Origin of the sequence: Brassicibacter mesophilus, from assembly GCF_050433385.1 — a bacterium.
GTDB classification, from domain to species: domain Bacteria; phylum Bacillota; class Clostridia; order Tissierellales; family Proteiniboraceae; genus Brassicibacter; species Brassicibacter mesophilus.
In genome coordinates this window covers 19,506-37,122 of the sequence record NZ_JBNPXI010000005.1, presented here as the reverse complement: position 1 = coordinate 37,122, position 17,617 = coordinate 19,506, and the positions used below count along the sequence as shown (strand labels likewise).

The window sequence follows — 17,617 nt, the reverse complement described above, 5'->3', positions numbered from 1 at the left end:
CGTTCTTGCAATATAACATCATGTAAAACTATTGTATGGGAGGAAAGTGCAGATTCATAAATAGTACTTCCCAGTGATATATAATAAAAAATGCTATACATTTTCTCCACTCTAAAATAATCTTTCGCTCCAATTAAAGATTATAATTCTACATCCAATTTTCTTATCTTCTTTAATTTATAAAAAGCATACTCCTACAAACTCTTCCCTACAGTAGTTTTCGAGAATTCATCTCTAGTAAAAAGAATACAAATTAAGGCTTCTACCTTATCCCATCCAAAAAAGCCTGGGTGACAACAAGTATTCCTTAAATCCCTGAAATCAGATAGATTCCTGTAATATATGTCCCACCATCTTTTATCGCATAGCTCATTATGATACATTGCCTGCCTCTGAGCCAACTGTTCCCGATTACTTTCTTTCTTTAAAACCTGTGTAAAGACTCCCACCATCGCCTTTTCAGGACGTATCTGGGATAAATTGTTTCCATTAACTTTTATGGTTGGAAAAAGTCGCTGAAAACTGGGCAGAAGACAATCTTTTAGTTGTAGCTCCATTGCTTTACACAACATGATTCCACTGCAGGAGTAATCCATATCATCTAATTCATATCGTTCTTTAAGCAATGCAAAAAGAGAATAGAGTTTTAATCCCCAGATAAGCTTCTGCTTTATCTTTGGCTCAATATGCTGCAGATAAATCGACGAAAGTCCCAATTTGCCTAATTCTTCCTCTGACAAATGATTCTGGTCCTTCCATATATCAGAAATTGCCTTCAAAAAGGTATTGACCATGACATCGCTAATCTCGTCTTCCACCTGGAAGGCCTCACTTGAGGGTACCTGCTTCAGCAATGATTCTACTTGATTTTGGTTCGCCTCCAACTCTGGATGTTTAGCAATTTCATGTAATACACGGATAGCATAGCTGTCCATAATGCATTTTACTTGCTGCATTACATAAGAATGTTGCCAAACCATATAATCTCCTATGATATACAAGCGATACTTGGCTCTGGTGGCTGCAACATTTACAATGTTTGTATTTACCCACCGAACAGCAGAAAGTGCATTTTTATCACAACCAAGCAAAAAGATTACCTCATCGGCCTCCTTACCCTGAAAAGTATGAACCGTACCAATATGGGTTCCTGCCCAATCCTGAATACGCTTATTATTACGGTATTCGGGTAATTTACTTAATTCTTTCTTGAGACCATCTTTTACCGTGGTGAAAGGAGTAATCACATACAAACTCGGTATTTCCTCAGTTTTTAAAAATGCTTTCAAAATTAGTTCTATAGCCTTTTGCCCTTGTGTCTTCACATAATGATCTTTACCGCTGCTACTATTCTCAGTACCACATACGTTAATCCAACGGGAACTTTCCAAACAAAAGCGTGCTTCCTCTTCTGGTTTTGGCTTCTGGGTTTGCTGCTTCATAGTGTTATCATAGGAAATGGCATTCGATATTTCATACATAGGGCTAATACATCTTCGGTGTACTACCAGCGGGCATCCGACCCATGTTTTATCATCACCCGATGAATCTGTGTAGTATGTACCAATAGGATTAATACGGTCTGCAAATTCCTGAACAGAATGTGTCTTTGACTGATACAAACTGTTTTCATTATTACGGATAATCTTTTTCATTGTATCCATCTCTGCAGTAACGACAGGCTCTACCTGTTTCGGATCACCCACAACAATAGCACGCTGGAAGCGGTACAAGGCCCCCAATGCCATTTGTGGCTGTGCCTGACCTGCTTCATCAATAATTAACAGACCAAACTCTCCTTGTTTCTTAATATCAGAAAGCATACTTCCCACAGATGCAAAAGTAGTGGAAAGGACTGGCGTTAATAAAAAAATAGTATTTAATAATGGGCCAAAACAGTTTCCCCGGTCTCTCGTAGAAAAGGTTGCCAACTTTCCTTCATTATCTTCAATCAAGCGCCACATCAAGGCAAGATTTCTAATATTATAGAAACAGGACTTGGATGCCAAAAGAAAATTCTTATGCACTTGCAGGGCAAGATAAAACAGTTTTTCTCTCTCTCGATTATATTCAACAGTAAGCCATGGGTTCAACACTTGTGCTTTGGTATTCTCCTCTTCCGATTTACTGTCATACATTTCCCAAAACGATTCATCCAAAACGGTCATCTGATGCAAAATATTCTCCGTATTTTTTGCAGATTGTAACAGACTCTGGTACTCCATCTGCGCCCGCTCAATCGCATCCTTCACATCATTTATCGACTGATCTCTTTGCTTTTTTTCATCTTCAGCTGCCTTTGTTCTCTTGATAACCTCTTTATGCTCCCTATCAAACTGTTGTACCTGTAAGGACAGTTCCTTACAAAGTTTTTTCTGTTCTTGCATTCGCCCAAGAACTTGATGTAAGCAATCACTATGTTCCTTGTACAGACTTTCTATGGAAGATAGTTTTGCATACTCTTCATCAATCGTTTTAGTAAGCATACCGACTTTTCCGATTAGTGCAAAAAACCAATCTTTTATGCTGCGCCTACCTTCAAGTGCCATGATTTCTCTGCGAATATCTTGAATTTCACGCTCTAAGTCACGTATAAGAATTGATTGATGTTCTTTTTGTGTCTGCAAGGAGTCTACTGTTTGAATCGCTCCCTGCTCCAAATCTACAACTTCTTGCTGTTGGCCCTCCAATGCTATAGCCCGTTCTTGAAGTTGTTTGATGCACTGCTGATTTTCGTTAATTGCTTCCATCAAATGAGCACATTGCTGTGTAAGCTCAATTTTTTTCTCCTGAAAACGTCTCCTTGCATGGCTAACAGTCCTAATACGATGCTGTATTTCTTCCACTATGTCAAGTTGCTCCTTGAACTGCCCTGCAGTTTCTTTGTACTTTTTTTTACGCTCTGCGATTTTATCGTTTGTGCCAAAGTCCTTGATATATGGAAGCAACACCTTTTGAGCATAGTGAGTTATATTGCTTGTCTTACCAAAAGGTGCCGATATAATTCCCCATCGACTATGCTCTGTTTTTATCTTTGAATCCAACATATCATTAGCATATTTCGAGAAATAAATATCTGAATATGATTCAAAGCAGAATTGATTTTGCTCGTCATTCCAGATTTTATGCTCTTCTGTGTGAATGACTTCCTCTTTATCAAACAGCCTCCGCACATCGTCCAACCCGCTTACAACAGCTGGGTTATCCTTCTCATCCGACAGTAGGCCCTTGCACAGAGCCGTTCCGTCCGGCAGCTCTTTTGTAATATTTTCAACCGCTGCATTATTGCAAGAAGCAACTAACATTCCATACTTTTTGATGGCATCATCTTTCAATTCATAATATACACTATGATAATTACTGTATCCATTTTTGGATTTGTCACCATCTTGAAAACGTTTTTCTGCAAATGCCTTATCCGGGTCATCATATGCTACCAGAAGTCGAGCTCTCTCTACAAGATTTCCTGCGATAATCTCCTTTAAAAGTGTAGTCTTCCCTGTACCAGGAGGTCCATTGACTGAAAAAATGGTTCTACCTATTTCCTCTGGATGCATACCAAAATTAATAGCTAACTGCTGCATAAATGCCGGCATATATTTAGAAGGCCATTTACCAATTGGTGCCATAGAGATATCAAAATACTGATTAAAAAAGTCTTGTCTGCCAGCCATGTCACTTCCATCCCAGCCTTTACGAATATCTATCCGTTTAGAGAAGTCTATCCATTTAGTTTCAGGATATTCTTCTGCGTAAGCTCCTACAATATAATCAATGAACGTCTCTTGTGCAGAATCTTTACCGCTGCTGGGACTGCGTAAGATATTACTATTGAGAATCATGTGCAAATCATTCGTAAAAAAGCTATTACTTAAATCACTAAAATAAAGGGAATCACTATCTTTGGCCTTGTCCTCTTCTGATTGGTATCTTTTATATATCACAACACCTTCCGTTATCACTAAATCATCACTTCCGAAGAGCGAGAAGATATATTTGCTTACAACAGAGTGACACAGTTGTTGTAGTAATTCAGAAGAAAGTTCTTTTCCTCTACGTTTTCCATCCGCATCACTATACATCAGTTGTTCTTCCATTAAGGACATATCTGTACTGTAATCATTTAATGAAAGCAACTCTGCCAAGTTTTCATTGTTGATTTCACCTTTATGATGTTGTAAGCGCAAAATTCCCCAAATCAGTGGAGAAATACTGAGACTCTTTTCAATATAAATACCCTGAGAATCACATTTAAGTCCAATTAAACAAATTTTGCTATGGTCCTCCTCAACCGTATCATCTTTTAACCCAAATTTTTGCTTAAGATATTTGTCACATTTTCCTCGACTCACCTTACCCATGCAGATACAAATTTCATCCGATATTTCTCCATGATTTGAATAGATCTGAGCGTCCTCTTCAAAAGCCATAGTTGGACTTTTCTCCCCTGGAAAAAATGAATGATATAAAGTGATCTTCTTATACCAATTTATTTCGCCTTCTGCTACCCTTTTGTTACTTTCCCGATTTTCTCTACTTTCCGCAGGAAAATTAACTTGATCAAGAAACTCAATCAAATACCAATATTTCAAAATTTTAGCTGCAAAATCATATTTATTAATACCCATAGTAGTCCCCTTTTGTAAATATATATTATTTACAATTAATGTTATTATACATTTACGTTATATATTATGTGGCTGCTTTTTTGTGTGAAAAAAGTATAATCGTATCCACATGCCTTTAGTAGATAATAATGGTATCATAAAGATTTATTGATTCCTTATGGTGTATACAATTTACAACTAAAACCAGTAATTTCTTGCAATACTATAAAAGAACTTTTTTAAAATTAATAATTTTAGAAATATCTTCCAATTAACAGATTTCTTGTTTTAGCTAAATAAGCATATATTTCATGTACAAAAAATAAATCGTATCTATCTCTTAAGCCATGCGTAAATGGAGCATCACTCTCTATCAGTATTTTATCTACTGGAATAGTATCAATTATCCTCTTGCCAGAAATGCTACGAACCATTTGTTGGTTTATAGAAAAATAATAGCCTCTTTCAAGTGCAAAACCTTAGGGACACTTCTCAACTTTTTTATCATTATTTCAGTTTCGATAAAAGACATGTTTACTTTTTCAATTTTCAAAATGCTAGATTCCTGCAAACTATCATTTTTCTTTAAATCAAATAATAAGAATGTTAATGCTCCAATTTTTTCGACTGTATCTCATAGCAATTTATGATATAAACAATTCAAATGCTCCCCCATATTAATAGCTTCTTAACTTTTCCAGAATTATTTATATAATAGTGAGATGCCGCTAATATACGTTGAATTTTATCAGGAATTGGTTTGTTAGGGCATATCGATGGTTGTACAATTATTATTTTACCAACCAATTGCTTATTTTGTTTCATCGTAATTTTGAAAGTATCATAATCACCATGAATAAATTGACAATGTCCGCTTCGTCTTCTATCTGCAATTTTTTTAATAAATCCAGGTTTAGTTTTAAGCCAAATCGTTGATTTCACAGCTTGTCCTGCAACTTCATATACATCATTGACACTATTATTGTATGTTGTCGCTGACATTTTCTTCACATGGTAAAGCACCACTTCAAATGTAAATTCGGTTTCCTGTATTGTAATAAAATCTGCCATTTCACTACTCGAATGATCATATATAATGAACTTGTTATTCGCATCATTTTTCAGTATTTCTTCTACTGTTGTTTGTATTGAAATCTCTGTTGGATGATGGATAGAATCATTGACCTCTACACTTCTATCAGTTCCATATTTATCCCAATCAATTCCAATAATATTATCTGACGTATAGACAATTGCTTCCGGATTACCTTGAAACTGTTCAATCCCTTGTATTAGAATATCATCGGTTGTTTTAAATATTAGTGGATATTCATTGAGATAATCAGCAAGTGGCATTACACTTCTTCCATCTATAAGCCTAAACTGAGTATTCATTGACGAGTAGTTTCCATTGACGTCACAATCAATATACTCGACTTCGCCCTCATGCCTAAATTCAATTGTTATGGTATTCGGCACTATTTTAATTATCCTCGGAGGAATGTCTGTTAAAATACTTTTGAAAATACCTTCAATTTCCTCTTTGAGTACCGGTGCAGAGCTATATGTATCTGCTGAATAATCACATATAAAAATGTTCTCTGGATATTTTTGTAATGGTGTCGGCATAGGTAAAAAATCAAAATTTGTATTCGTCTTAACCTTCATATCTGCATTGACAATCTTTTTACCATTAAAGTCGCACCATTTTACAAATTGTGGAATTGACATGTATGAGCTGCTCCACATTTTGGATCCACTGCTATATCCAATAGTGATTTCACTTTCGTCAGTCGATGCCTTGCAAAACACATGCCCTGGCGAGTATAACTGTCCCGTTATTGGATCTATAGCAGAACTAACATCAGAACCAGCTGATATTCTATAAGATTCACCCGATTCTACATATCGATTTTGCATTCCTGAATTAAATATCTCAAACCCATTAAGTTCTCCTAACACGCGATTCATCTGATATTTTGGAATTTTACTATAACTTCCAGAAAAGCTTTTCGCAATTGAATCGTATACTATTTTTGTTTTATTTTGAGAATATATAAACAATAATCCACATTCTTTTTGATAATGAACTATATATAAAATATTATTAATGTCAAGAATACTATCATTTGTTATCCATTTTGGTGTAGAATTTTCTTTTCCAATCCCAATAACAGTATTATCATTTTCATTAATTAATACTTCTTCTGTGACATTACACAGGTCAGGAAATTTTGCGGTTATATCAAATTCAGATACTTTTAATATTTTTGCATGGCAATTCGGTCTAATACTATGTAGAGAAATCTCTACCACACCATCATTTAATGAGTTATCAATTTTTCTAAATGTTTTAAAATATTCTTTTGTCTGCTCTTCCTCTTTTGTTCTGTTCTCACTCAAATCAATAATAATATCCTGCCAAATAGCTTCATTTGTATATAAAGCTTCATTTTCAATTAGTAACTCATTATCATTCATAGCAATAAACTTTGCTGTTCCAATATTATCGCTATTAGTTCTAGCAAACCTGCCAATAAACTGCAATGTACTCGCCAAAGACTTATGTGGTGAATGAATTGCTGCAATTTTTAAGTTAGGAAAGTCAAACCCTTCGCCTAGCATATCTACACAAATAATTCCATCGAGTGTTTTATCCTTTAATTCATCGATATATTTTTTTATTGTTTTGTTACTCATAGAGCTGTCAATGCGCTTTAATACTAATGAAGTTTCCGATAAGTATAGTTTTTCTAATTCCTTTGCACTGTCCTTTGTGTTCGTTCTAACCATCAGGTAATGATCATATCCTAATTGTCTATCAGCATAAAAAACTCTCTCTGCCTTTTTTGCAATTAAATAATCTTTATTCGGTGCCTCATTTATTGGAATATATTCAATTTCTCCGAAAATCCCGTCGCTATAAGCCATCGACAATGGATAAGAATAAATCATTTCACCTTTTATTTCTTTTTTATCTAATCTAAAAGGGGTAGCCGTAAAAAGTACTTGCTTCGCCCAATTAATATTTATGAGAATTTGTTCCCATGTTTTTGCTGGTACATGATGAGCTTCATCTATGAGTACAACATCAAATTTTTCACGAATTCCTTCAGTTATGGAAAGTGATAACGCACATTTTGGTGTCGCGACCACAACATCTGCATTACAAACTGATTCATAATGTTCTTCAGAATACATGTTTTTCAGTTCAAAAATATTGGGCTTTTTAACATTATTATTTAAAACTGTTGCTTTACATAATGTTCTTAGAGAAGCGAAATCCTCAAATATCTGTCCTCGCACCATAACGCTTGGAGTTACGACGAGTGCTTTTTTACCTTCCAGAACATAAGGAGACATCATAAGTACTGCAGTTTTCCCTGAACCAGTAGGCATCACAACAATAGCTGACTTGCTTCTAGGAAGTGTAAAATAAGATGAAATTGCATGAATAGCACCAATCTGAGCATTTCTTAATCCTGGTAAAGAGTCCGACACTTTTACATATTTTAAGTTTTTATACTGCTTTTTAAAATAACTATCCACACTTCTATCCTCCTAGAATTTTAAAATAATTATCATTAATCACTATTTGTAACTCATAATAATTTCCTCATGTAAAATCATGTCAACCTTCTCAAAATAGACACTTGATGCATATTCATTTAGGAAGAACCCCAAGCGAAGTTCAAGCCAATAAATCCGATGTTGACAGTGACACTTTCAAATTTCACATTTAATAATGCTTGTTTCATTCTTTTAAACATCATACAGCATCCCTCCTTTATTAACTTTGCTAAGTTTGGTTGGTGGTTCCCCAAGAATTGATCCTTCCTGAGTGAAAATATAACTAGCTTCGATGAATGATTTACACTTCAATAGCAACCAATATTTCCTTCGATTTCTTAATTTCCTTTAAAGTCAGAGCAATTCCCTTACCCAACCTTTTACAGATTTAGATAGTACATCAATATCTTATTTTATTTCAAATTTAATATCTTTTTTCGCTCTTATTTTAGAAAATGACTTTTCAATCACTCTTTATAAAAATCTCTTAAAGGAGATAATGAGATAAATAATATTGTTACCATAATTGTATATCCTTTCCTGATACTTTTCAACATGTACTTATTTTTTTAGACAATAACTTGCAGAATATTTAAATATCTTACTATCTCACATTTTATTCTGTAAGAGCTTAATGCTAAATGCACTTTCATCTTTACATCGGATTTCTAAATTTTTACTAAACACAAAAATACGTTCAACTTTATTCCTTCCAATCTCTTCATTATAACCGATATTCCCGCAAATCTTTTCACCTAAGACATTTTGAATCCATTTTTCATCTATAGTGGGGGAATGGGAGCAGCTTTCTTTACCCTTTTCGATTCTCGTTGCACACCGCCAAACAACTTTACCTCTTTCAGTTCTCCTTCTATATGAAGCACCACAGTCTCCACACACAAGAAGATTTCCCAAAAGATATTTACCATTATATTTGCTGGCGCTGGATTCCACTGTGCCATCTTCTTTACGGACTAACCTTGCACGTCTAGACATTTCTTCTTGAACCTTATCAAATACTTCGACAATAATAATAGCTAGATGACTATTTGTTATATAGTAACGCTCTCTTTGACCAACATTCTTACTTTTTTTACCTGTTATAAAATCTTCTGTATAGGTCTTTTGCAATAGAGAATCACCCTTATATTTCTCGTTCTTCAGTATCTTTTGAATAACTGCTGTTGCCCATGTTTCTTTGCCTGTAGCAGTTTTAATCTGATGTTCTTCCAGATATTCTTTTATTTGTTGCAGTGTACTACCTTCTAAGTACAGCCGATAGATTTTCCTTATGACTTCGGCTTCTTCAGGTACGATTATCCATTCATTATTAACGTTCTTGTAACCCATAGGCATCTTGCCGACAAAATCATCACCTTTTTCAAATTTACGTTTGTATCCCCATTGAACATTTTCACTTAAATTTCTGCTCTCCTCCTGTGCTAAAACTCCATTAAATGCGATATCTATTTCTTTTTCTGCTTCAAGTGAATTTAAATTTTCCTTTTCAAAATAGATATTAATACCTTTTGCCTTTAAACTTCGGATAATAGTTAACGTATCTAACACATTTCTGGACAATCTACTGATAGACTTGGTAATTATATAATCAATTTCACCACGATATGCCTTTTTAAGCATAGAATCCAAACCATTCCGTTTCTCTTTTCTAAGCCCACTTTCGTAATCATAAAATACACCTGCGAAATCCCATTCTGGATTTGTTTGAATTAACTCAGTATAATATTTTATTTGAGTATCAATGCTACTTTTCTGAGTTTCTCGCTCTGTACTAACTCTGCAATATGCAGCAACCTTTAATTTCCCACTATTTTTCAAAGAGTTCTTGGCTGGAATAAATATAATCTTCTTCATAAAAATATTCTCCTTATTAATTTTTTCAAAGAAAAAGAGCGCAAAAGCAAATCGCTCTTACGCTCATGGTTTATTATTTATTTTAAATTATTAATGTCCTTGATGTTGCAACAGGACTACAACTTCTGTATGCGGCGTATGCGGAAACATATCCATACATTTTACCTTTTTAACCTTATATCCTCTTTCTTCAAATATAGGTAAATCTCTTGCTAGTGATGTTGGTTTACAGGATACATATATAAACTCTTTTGGTGCAAAGTCTATTATCTTGTGGATAGCTTTTGGATGTATGCCGTCTCTCGGCGGGTCAAGTATAATTAAATCTGGCTTATCTGTTAATTCACTTACTTTTTCCATAACATCTCCAGCAATAAATGTACAGTTATCAAGATTATTAAGCTTTGCATTTTCCTTTGCCGATTCTACTGCTTCTTCAACTATTTCTATACCTATAACCTTTTTAGCTTTAGGAGCCATTATTTGAGCAATAGTTCCCGTACCACAATATAAATCAAATATAATTTTGTCTTTTTCTGCTCCTGCAAAATCTCTTACTATAGAATAAAGCTTTTCCGCGCCTAATGAATTGGTCTGAAAAAATGAAAATGCTGAAATTTTAAACTTAAGCCCTAATATTTCCTCGGTAATATAATCCTGTCCAAATACTATTCTAGTTTCGTCACTTTGAACAACATCGGATAAGCTGTCATTTATAGTATGTAAGAATCCTACTAATTTACCATCTAGCTCGATATTTGCAATTGCTTTTACTAATTCACTTAGTTCTAACTCTGTTTGTGAGCTTGTAACTAAATTAGCTAACATTTCTCCAGTTTTTACAGCTTTTCTCACAACTAGATGTCTAAGAATTCCCTCATGCCTCTTTTTATTATAAAAAGTTATATCCTTATCTTGAAAGTATTTTAATACGGTAAGAAGAACTCTTTTAAAATCTTCATCAACTATCTGACAGCCTTCCACAGTAACTATCTCATAGAATCTGCCTTTTTGATGAAGCCCTAATGCTAAATCTCCACCTTTTACTACATCTCCAAAAGAAAATTCCATTTTATTTCGATATTGGTACTCTAATGGACTTGACTCTATATCTAAAAACTCATAGTTTTCTATTCCTGCTTTATCTAATAATGATTTAACTTGATTCTGCTTTAATTTGAGCTGCTCATCATATGGAAGTGTTTGATAAGCACATCCGCCACACATACCAAAATGTACACACGAAGCCTCTTTTTCTACAGGAGAGCTCTCTAGTACTTCTAATATAGATGCTTCAATTTTATCTCTTCTCTTCTTTGTTATTCTGACTTTAACCTTCTGTCCTTGTATAGCACCCTTTACAGTTATCTTTTTATCTCCAACCTTTGCAATCCCCTTATTAGGAAAAACTATCTCATCTATATATACTTCTAAAATATCATTTTTTTTCACTATTTGAACCTCCTAAAGTTATAAACTCAACGAATACTTACAATTAATCATCTATTTTATTATAATGCATTTCTATCATATATAATAGGGTCTACATATTGCTAAAAAATATTATAGGGCCTAAAATTTAGACCCTATGTGCTCAATATGTCAGCTATTTGCTGCTTTGTATTTTTCATAGCTAGTTCCATGACTTTTGGCAAAGTACATTGCATTATCAGCGTTATTTATCAGCTCGTCCATATCATTGCCATCATCAGGATATATGCTTATTCCTATACTTAACTCTACATAAAAGGTGTGTCCTTTGACAGTAAAGCTTTGTGCAAATGCTTCTTCAACTCTATTTGCTACTCTTACAACCTCCTCTTCTGCGATACAATTCAGTAATATGATAAATTCATCTCCACCAATTCTATATATAGTGTCTGTCTGTCTAAGAACTGATTTTAATCTGTTTGCAACTTCTTTTAATAATAAATCCCCTACGATATGACCTTTTGTATCATTTACTAATTTAAAATTATCAAGATCTATAAACATAACGCCTAGTTTTTGCTCCTCTGTTCTGGCCTGCAGTATAGCTTTTGAGAAATAGTCATCTAATAATGAGCGATTTGGTAATCCTGTCAGTTGATCATGATATGCCATATGCTTCATTTCTTCTTCACTGCTCTTGCGTTTTGTTATATCAAGAATAACACCATCTAATCTTACGACTTTACCATTCTTGTCCAATTTCGGTATTATACGATTTTGTAACCATTGTATCTTACCCTTTGAATTAACTATACGATATTCTATTATCCTTGACTTCCCTATCATAAGGTCTGAATAGGCTTTGTTAAGCTCATTTATGTCTTCATAATAAACTATTTCCTTCCAGAAACCTATGTTTTCCTTAAAACAACTTATAGGGTATCCACATAACTTTTCTATTCCTACTGTAAAATCAATTTTTTTGTTAGTTACATCTACATACCATGTTATGATATCAACATTATCTAGAACTTCTTTTAATTTTTGCTCACTATCCTGCACTTTTGATAAAAGCTTTACTGTGAACTTACTTGTTTCCCTTAAGAACATGAAAACAAATAAAGTAAAGGCTAATAAAAATACTATATCTTCGTTGTCAAAGTCTACAAAGGTGGTATAACGAAATTTATTAAATAAATATATTATCATACTTATTGAGTACAGGCCTGCTAATAATGTAACTTTATTGTCCAAGTAAAATATAGAAATAAGAAGTCCCACCCAAACCAATAAGACATTTATTATAAATGGGTATATATTCAGTATTATAAAAAAGTATCCAAATACAGATGTTATTATTAAATACATAATAAGCCTAGGAGATATTCCTTTCCATACAAGAAAAGAAATTATTGAAGCTAGTAAAAAACCTATAGGTGGAAATGTATCTATTGGTTCTCCATAAAATACAATATTTAAAGCATTTGTTAAAATATAAAATCCCCATAAAAGCTTTAATACCAGTACATTACGTTGATGAATTAGGTCCTTATAGTTATCCATATTTATCAACCTCTTCAAAATATATTCATTCGATATGTTCAGCTTATCATTTGATTCTCTCTTTGTAAATAAATTACAAACTTTTAATTTTTAGAACAGCTAGACAAACTTAACTCGAAATCCTTTTTTTGTTAATAACTCTTATTCTTTTCTGGAACTAAATCATCAGTGTAAAATCCATTGACTTCATTTTTTTCAAGCTCTTGCTTTAACTCTTTGTCATTAATAGTATGTGCGTAAACAAAGACATTTTCTTTGTTAAGCTTGCGTGGAAGCTCAGTCTTTGCTCTGTCGATAGGCATTGTAACCGCAAATATGTTTTGTCGTTTAACAAAGTCTAATATCTCTTCATCTGTATAGTTAGACATATACAGTGTTAGTATAATGTTTTTATACCCCATTCCTTGCACTGGTATATATTGATCCATAGAATATATTTGTGGAATAAATTGATCCACTACATCAGGATATCTTTCCTTTATTAATTCCAATGCATCTACATTATCCTTCTTAATATCAGTAACAATATATGCATCCTTATGCTGTCTTAGCCATTCAACCAAATCTTCTATAGTCATTTGAGTAAGATTTTTGATCATATTAAAGTTTTTAAATTCATCTGTACTATATCTTTTTTGCTCAACTGAAAAGGCTTGTTCTACATATCCCTTCCAGTCATGAATCAATGCAAGGCTATTGTCAGAAGTCCATTCCATATCTAACTCAATAAGTTTAAATCCATTATTATAGCTCTTAGCTAATGCCTCTTTGGAGTTAGTATATGATAAACCCTCTACTCTACCTCCTGCATGAGAAATGTAAATTTCAGGCTTGACACGTCTTCTTCCTTCATCTTTTTTATCTGTTATATTTTTGTTTTTAACATATTTATCTAATATGTCATTAGATAATATATAATTAGATTTGTTTATTTGATCTATTGCCTTTTCGTAGTCATTTCTACAGTCTTTTAAGTCTACTTGTTCTCTAGTGTCGATATTCCAAGCCCTACTATGCTCAAATATACCATCTCTAGACATTGAATAAATAACGTCATTATTTATATATGAGCCTTTAAGCATGTATGTTTGCTGTGCCACAAAGCCATCAATAACATTGTTTAAATCTTGACCAAACATTACTCCTTTTTTATTTTGGATATCAAGTAAATTCAATATAGTAGGTAAAAAATCTATTTGACCTCCCACGATTGAATTTTGCTCCTTGACCTCTGTTCCTGGAATATGAATTATTAAAGGAATTCTCATCATCTCGTCAAAATCGTACTCGTAGCCAAGATATTCTGTCATTATTCTTTTATTATCCTCATCTGTGCTTGATAATCCGAAATGGTCCCCATAGATGCTTATAATAGTATTCTCATATAATCCTTGTTCCTTTAAATCTTGTATAAACTGTCCAATTGCTTCGTCAGTATAATGTATTGACTGAATATAGTTACCAAACAATGTATCTTTATGTTCATCCTTTAACTCTATCTTTTGATATTTCTCTGGCATCTCAAATGGGTGATGACTTGTTAGTGTCACTAAAAATGCATAAAAAGGAGATTGCATTTCTTTTAAATGTGGTAATGATTGTATGAAAAAGTCTTTATCATTTAACCCTAATCCTATAGCTTCACCTATTGTATAATCACTTTCACTAATAAAGCTATCAAACCCCTGATAAGAATAAGCTTTATCACGATTCCAAAAGGAACCTTTGTATCCATGAAGTGCTTTTGTACTGTATCCATTTTCCTTTAATATCCATGGAAGTCCATAATACGTGTTATCAAAATACATAAGATATGTCTGTCCATCCATAGCAGGATAAAGCGAATTGTGTGTTACAAACTCAGCATCAGAAGTATTTCCTCTACCAAGCTGCTGATAATATCTCGTATAATATATACTATCTTTTTCTATTAATTTATTGAGGTTTGGTGTTATTTCTTGTCCTTCATAATAATTGTTTATAACGAAGTTTTGTAATCCTTCAACTTGAATAGTAATAACATTTCTATTTTTTGCGATACCATTTAATCTACTTTCTTTGCTTAATTTATGTCTATATTCATTAAAAAGTTCATCAATATCATCTATATCGTTATCTTCAAAAGCGGATACATATATATCATTTATATGATAAGTAAAAAACTCTTGCATAGATAAGTTAATGTCTTTATTAAAATCATCTATAATTACTACTGATGACAGTAACAAAATAGCTACAGCTCCCATAATAACAAATCTTCTTTGTATATCTAGTTTAAAGCTGTAATTACTATCTTTAAATATCAATTTTTTTCTTCTTAAATAATAATAAATCCATATAGGTATGATATCTATAATCATAAGCATGTTAATAGGCTTTAATACGTATCCAACGCTTTCGCCTACTGCACCAAGCTGAGATATTTGTTTTATTACTACAATGGAAGGTAGTTGATTAAAATACGTATAATATACAGTATCAACTAGCATTATTATTGATATTAAAGAATAGGTTATTAAAACGATTAAGCTACGTTTATTAGAACTTAATGTATTAGCTATTGATATTACTAAAACAATATATCCTGTACTGATTAGTCCCAAAATGAAGTTAAAGCTTTGATTATCTATAAGCTTATTAAATATGAGCACTTTAATCAAATAAAGAGCTAAAAATACTAACCCCTCAACTGTAGCTAATCTATATTTCTGATTTATTTTCATACTCAACACCCCTAATTTTCTTGGTTCATATTATACTAAAATAGTCCTATATTATTATAGTATAAAAATAATATATCTACAACGCATTACATATTATGTAAACATATAAAAGTCAATTCTAATATTTCCTAAACCATCGATACCTTTTTATTTCTGAAAAATATTAAACAAAAACTTTAAAAGGCGGCAGATAAAATCTGCCCCCTTTCATTATATCGCTCTTGTTTCTTTTTTCAACCACTCTTTTTCTTTTTCATTTAGGTATGGAGATAAAGTTTCATAATTGAATTTAGAATCTAGCGTGTCTATTTTTAACTATATCAATTTAGCTGTTTTAAGCATTCTTCTAATTAAAACTGCAGTTTCAGCTCTTGTAATATTCTGATGAGGTAAAATATTATTATTTGTTCCGATAGCTATCTTACTGTCTAAACAAGCAGCTACAGATTCTTTAGCCCATGTAGATACTTGCTTTCCATCATTAAACTTTGCTAGCAATGTATTCTGTACATCCGCAGATAATTTGTTCTCTAACTTTGCTATCTCCATAGCTTTTGAAAGCATTGTCATTGCTTCTTCTCTTGTAATTTTATCCATTGGCTTAAAGGTCCTATTATAGCCTTTTACTATTCCTCTCTCATAAGCAATGCTTACTGCATCGAAATACCAAGCACTGCTAGTTACATCACTAAATACTTCCTTTCCTGTACCAGGTCTCATAAGTCCTAATGCTTTTACTATGACTGAAGCAAATTCTGCTCTTGTTATATATTTATTTGGACTGAAGGCTTCTTTGCTCACACCATTTATTACAAGCCTTGAACCTAAATCATTAACATCATCCTTTGCCCAGTGTCCTTCCATATCCCTAAACGATAATTCATTCCATATTACTAAATATGTACTATTAGTCAAGCTGTTTATCTTTGCATAATATTTGTCATCAACTACTATTATTGCTGTAGGAACATGGGAGAAGGTACCATCATTATTTAAAACTACACCTGTAGTTATTTTAGTTGGATTAATGCCATCAGGTATTGCAATTGCTCTTTCTACATAACCGTTAAATTTAGAGACATCAATTGTTTTTGCTCCATTTGTGCAGGTTATGTCAAAGTCTACAGGTCTTACAACCATTTGATAGCCATTTTTTTTCGCTGTATCCTTTACAAATTTAACTGTATCCTGAGAACAAGCAGCAATTTTTATATTAACTTTTATGTCCTTTAGTTTAATCTGATCGCCTATTTGTGATGAAACATCATTAATATTTATCTCTGATACAGGTAAAGTATAGGTAACATTACCTGCTTTTATTTCAAGCACAGTCTCTTTTGATTCCATATTCTTCGCAGTAGTACCATTTAATTGTACTACAACAACATCAGAATTTCTTTTAATTGGTATTGTTATTATACTGTTATTGCCTTCTGCTTCCAATCCCCTTTGAATTTTCTTATCATCCAAAGTTACTGTTGTTACTGTTTTACCTCCAACCGTAGTTGTTACTAAAGTTGCTGCACTTTCCACCTTTCCGTTTACAATAATACTAAAAGAATTATCTTGCTTTGGAGTAGACGGTGATGAATTTGGTTTTGGATCTGGTTTTGAATCTGGATTATTCGTTATTGTTATATCTTTTGTCCCATATACATCTTCACTTACTGAAGTTGCTGTTACTCTTACTATTCCATTTTTTACTGCTGTTAATAATCCTGATGTATCTATTGTTGCTTTTGTGGTTGCACTTCCGTTTATTTCTGTTACTGCCCAGGTTACTGACTTGTCTGTTGCATCTGTTGGCAGTACTTCTGCTATCATTTGTAAGGTTCCTTTTGGAGTATC

The 17,617-nt window shown here is 33.0% G+C and carries 7 protein-coding genes and 1 pseudogene; all 8 read right to left on the bottom strand.

Translation table 11 applies throughout. The features are described from left to right. Positions 1-194: 194 nt before the first annotated feature. Positions 195-4,628 (bottom strand): DEAD/DEAH box helicase, encoded by a 4,434-nt coding sequence (locus tag HNR33_RS07720; protein WP_429081956.1) that lies wholly within the window; start codon positions 4,626-4,628, stop codon positions 195-197. A gap of 233 nt (positions 4,629-4,861) precedes the next feature. Continuing rightward, a pseudogene (locus tag HNR33_RS07715) lies at positions 4,862-5,065 on the bottom strand (TatD family hydrolase); the annotation flags it as partial. A 202-nt stretch (positions 5,066-5,267) separates the two neighbouring features. Next, a complete protein-coding gene (locus HNR33_RS07710; RefSeq protein ID WP_429081955.1) occupies positions 5,268-8,156 on the bottom strand; it encodes a DEAD/DEAH box helicase in 2,889 nt (962 codons plus the stop codon). A gap of 630 nt (positions 8,157-8,786) precedes the next feature. After that, positions 8,787-10,052 (bottom strand): recombinase family protein, encoded by a 1,266-nt coding sequence (locus HNR33_RS07705; RefSeq protein WP_429081952.1) that lies wholly within the window; start codon positions 10,050-10,052, stop codon positions 8,787-8,789. Between the two features lie 90 nt (positions 10,053-10,142). Next, positions 10,143-11,504 carry a 23S rRNA (uracil(1939)-C(5))-methyltransferase RlmD gene (gene rlmD / locus HNR33_RS07700; protein ID WP_429081950.1) on the bottom strand — a complete coding sequence of 454 codons (1,362 nt, stop codon included), beginning with the start codon at positions 11,502-11,504 and terminating at the stop codon, positions 10,143-10,145. 150 nt (positions 11,505-11,654) lie between these two features. Beyond that, positions 11,655-13,046 (bottom strand): diguanylate cyclase domain-containing protein, encoded by a 1,392-nt coding sequence (locus tag HNR33_RS07695; RefSeq protein ID WP_429081948.1) that lies wholly within the window; start codon positions 13,044-13,046, stop codon positions 11,655-11,657. Between the two features lie 131 nt (positions 13,047-13,177). Continuing rightward, positions 13,178-15,769 (bottom strand): sulfatase-like hydrolase/transferase, encoded by a 2,592-nt coding sequence (locus HNR33_RS07690; RefSeq protein ID WP_429081945.1) that lies wholly within the window; start codon positions 15,767-15,769, stop codon positions 13,178-13,180. 315 nt (positions 15,770-16,084) lie between these two features. After that, positions 16,085-17,617, bottom strand: a 1,533-nt coding sequence (locus HNR33_RS07685; RefSeq protein WP_429081943.1) for an S-layer homology domain-containing protein, incomplete at its 5' end; no start/stop codon positions are given.

Coding starts and splice junctions, on each gene's coding strand:
- HNR33_RS07720 (WP_429081956.1), bottom strand. CDS start 4,628: ATGGGTATTAATAAATATGATTTTGCAGCTAAAATTTTGAAATATTGG.
- HNR33_RS07705 (WP_429081952.1), bottom strand. CDS start 10,052: ATGAAGAAGATTATATTTATTCCAGCCAAGAACTCTTTGAAAAATAGT.
- HNR33_RS07695 (WP_429081948.1), bottom strand. CDS start 13,046: ATGGATAACTATAAGGACCTAATTCATCAACGTAATGTACTGGTATTA.
- HNR33_RS07690 (WP_429081945.1), bottom strand. CDS start 15,769: ATGAAAATAAATCAGAAATATAGATTAGCTACAGTTGAGGGGTTAGTA.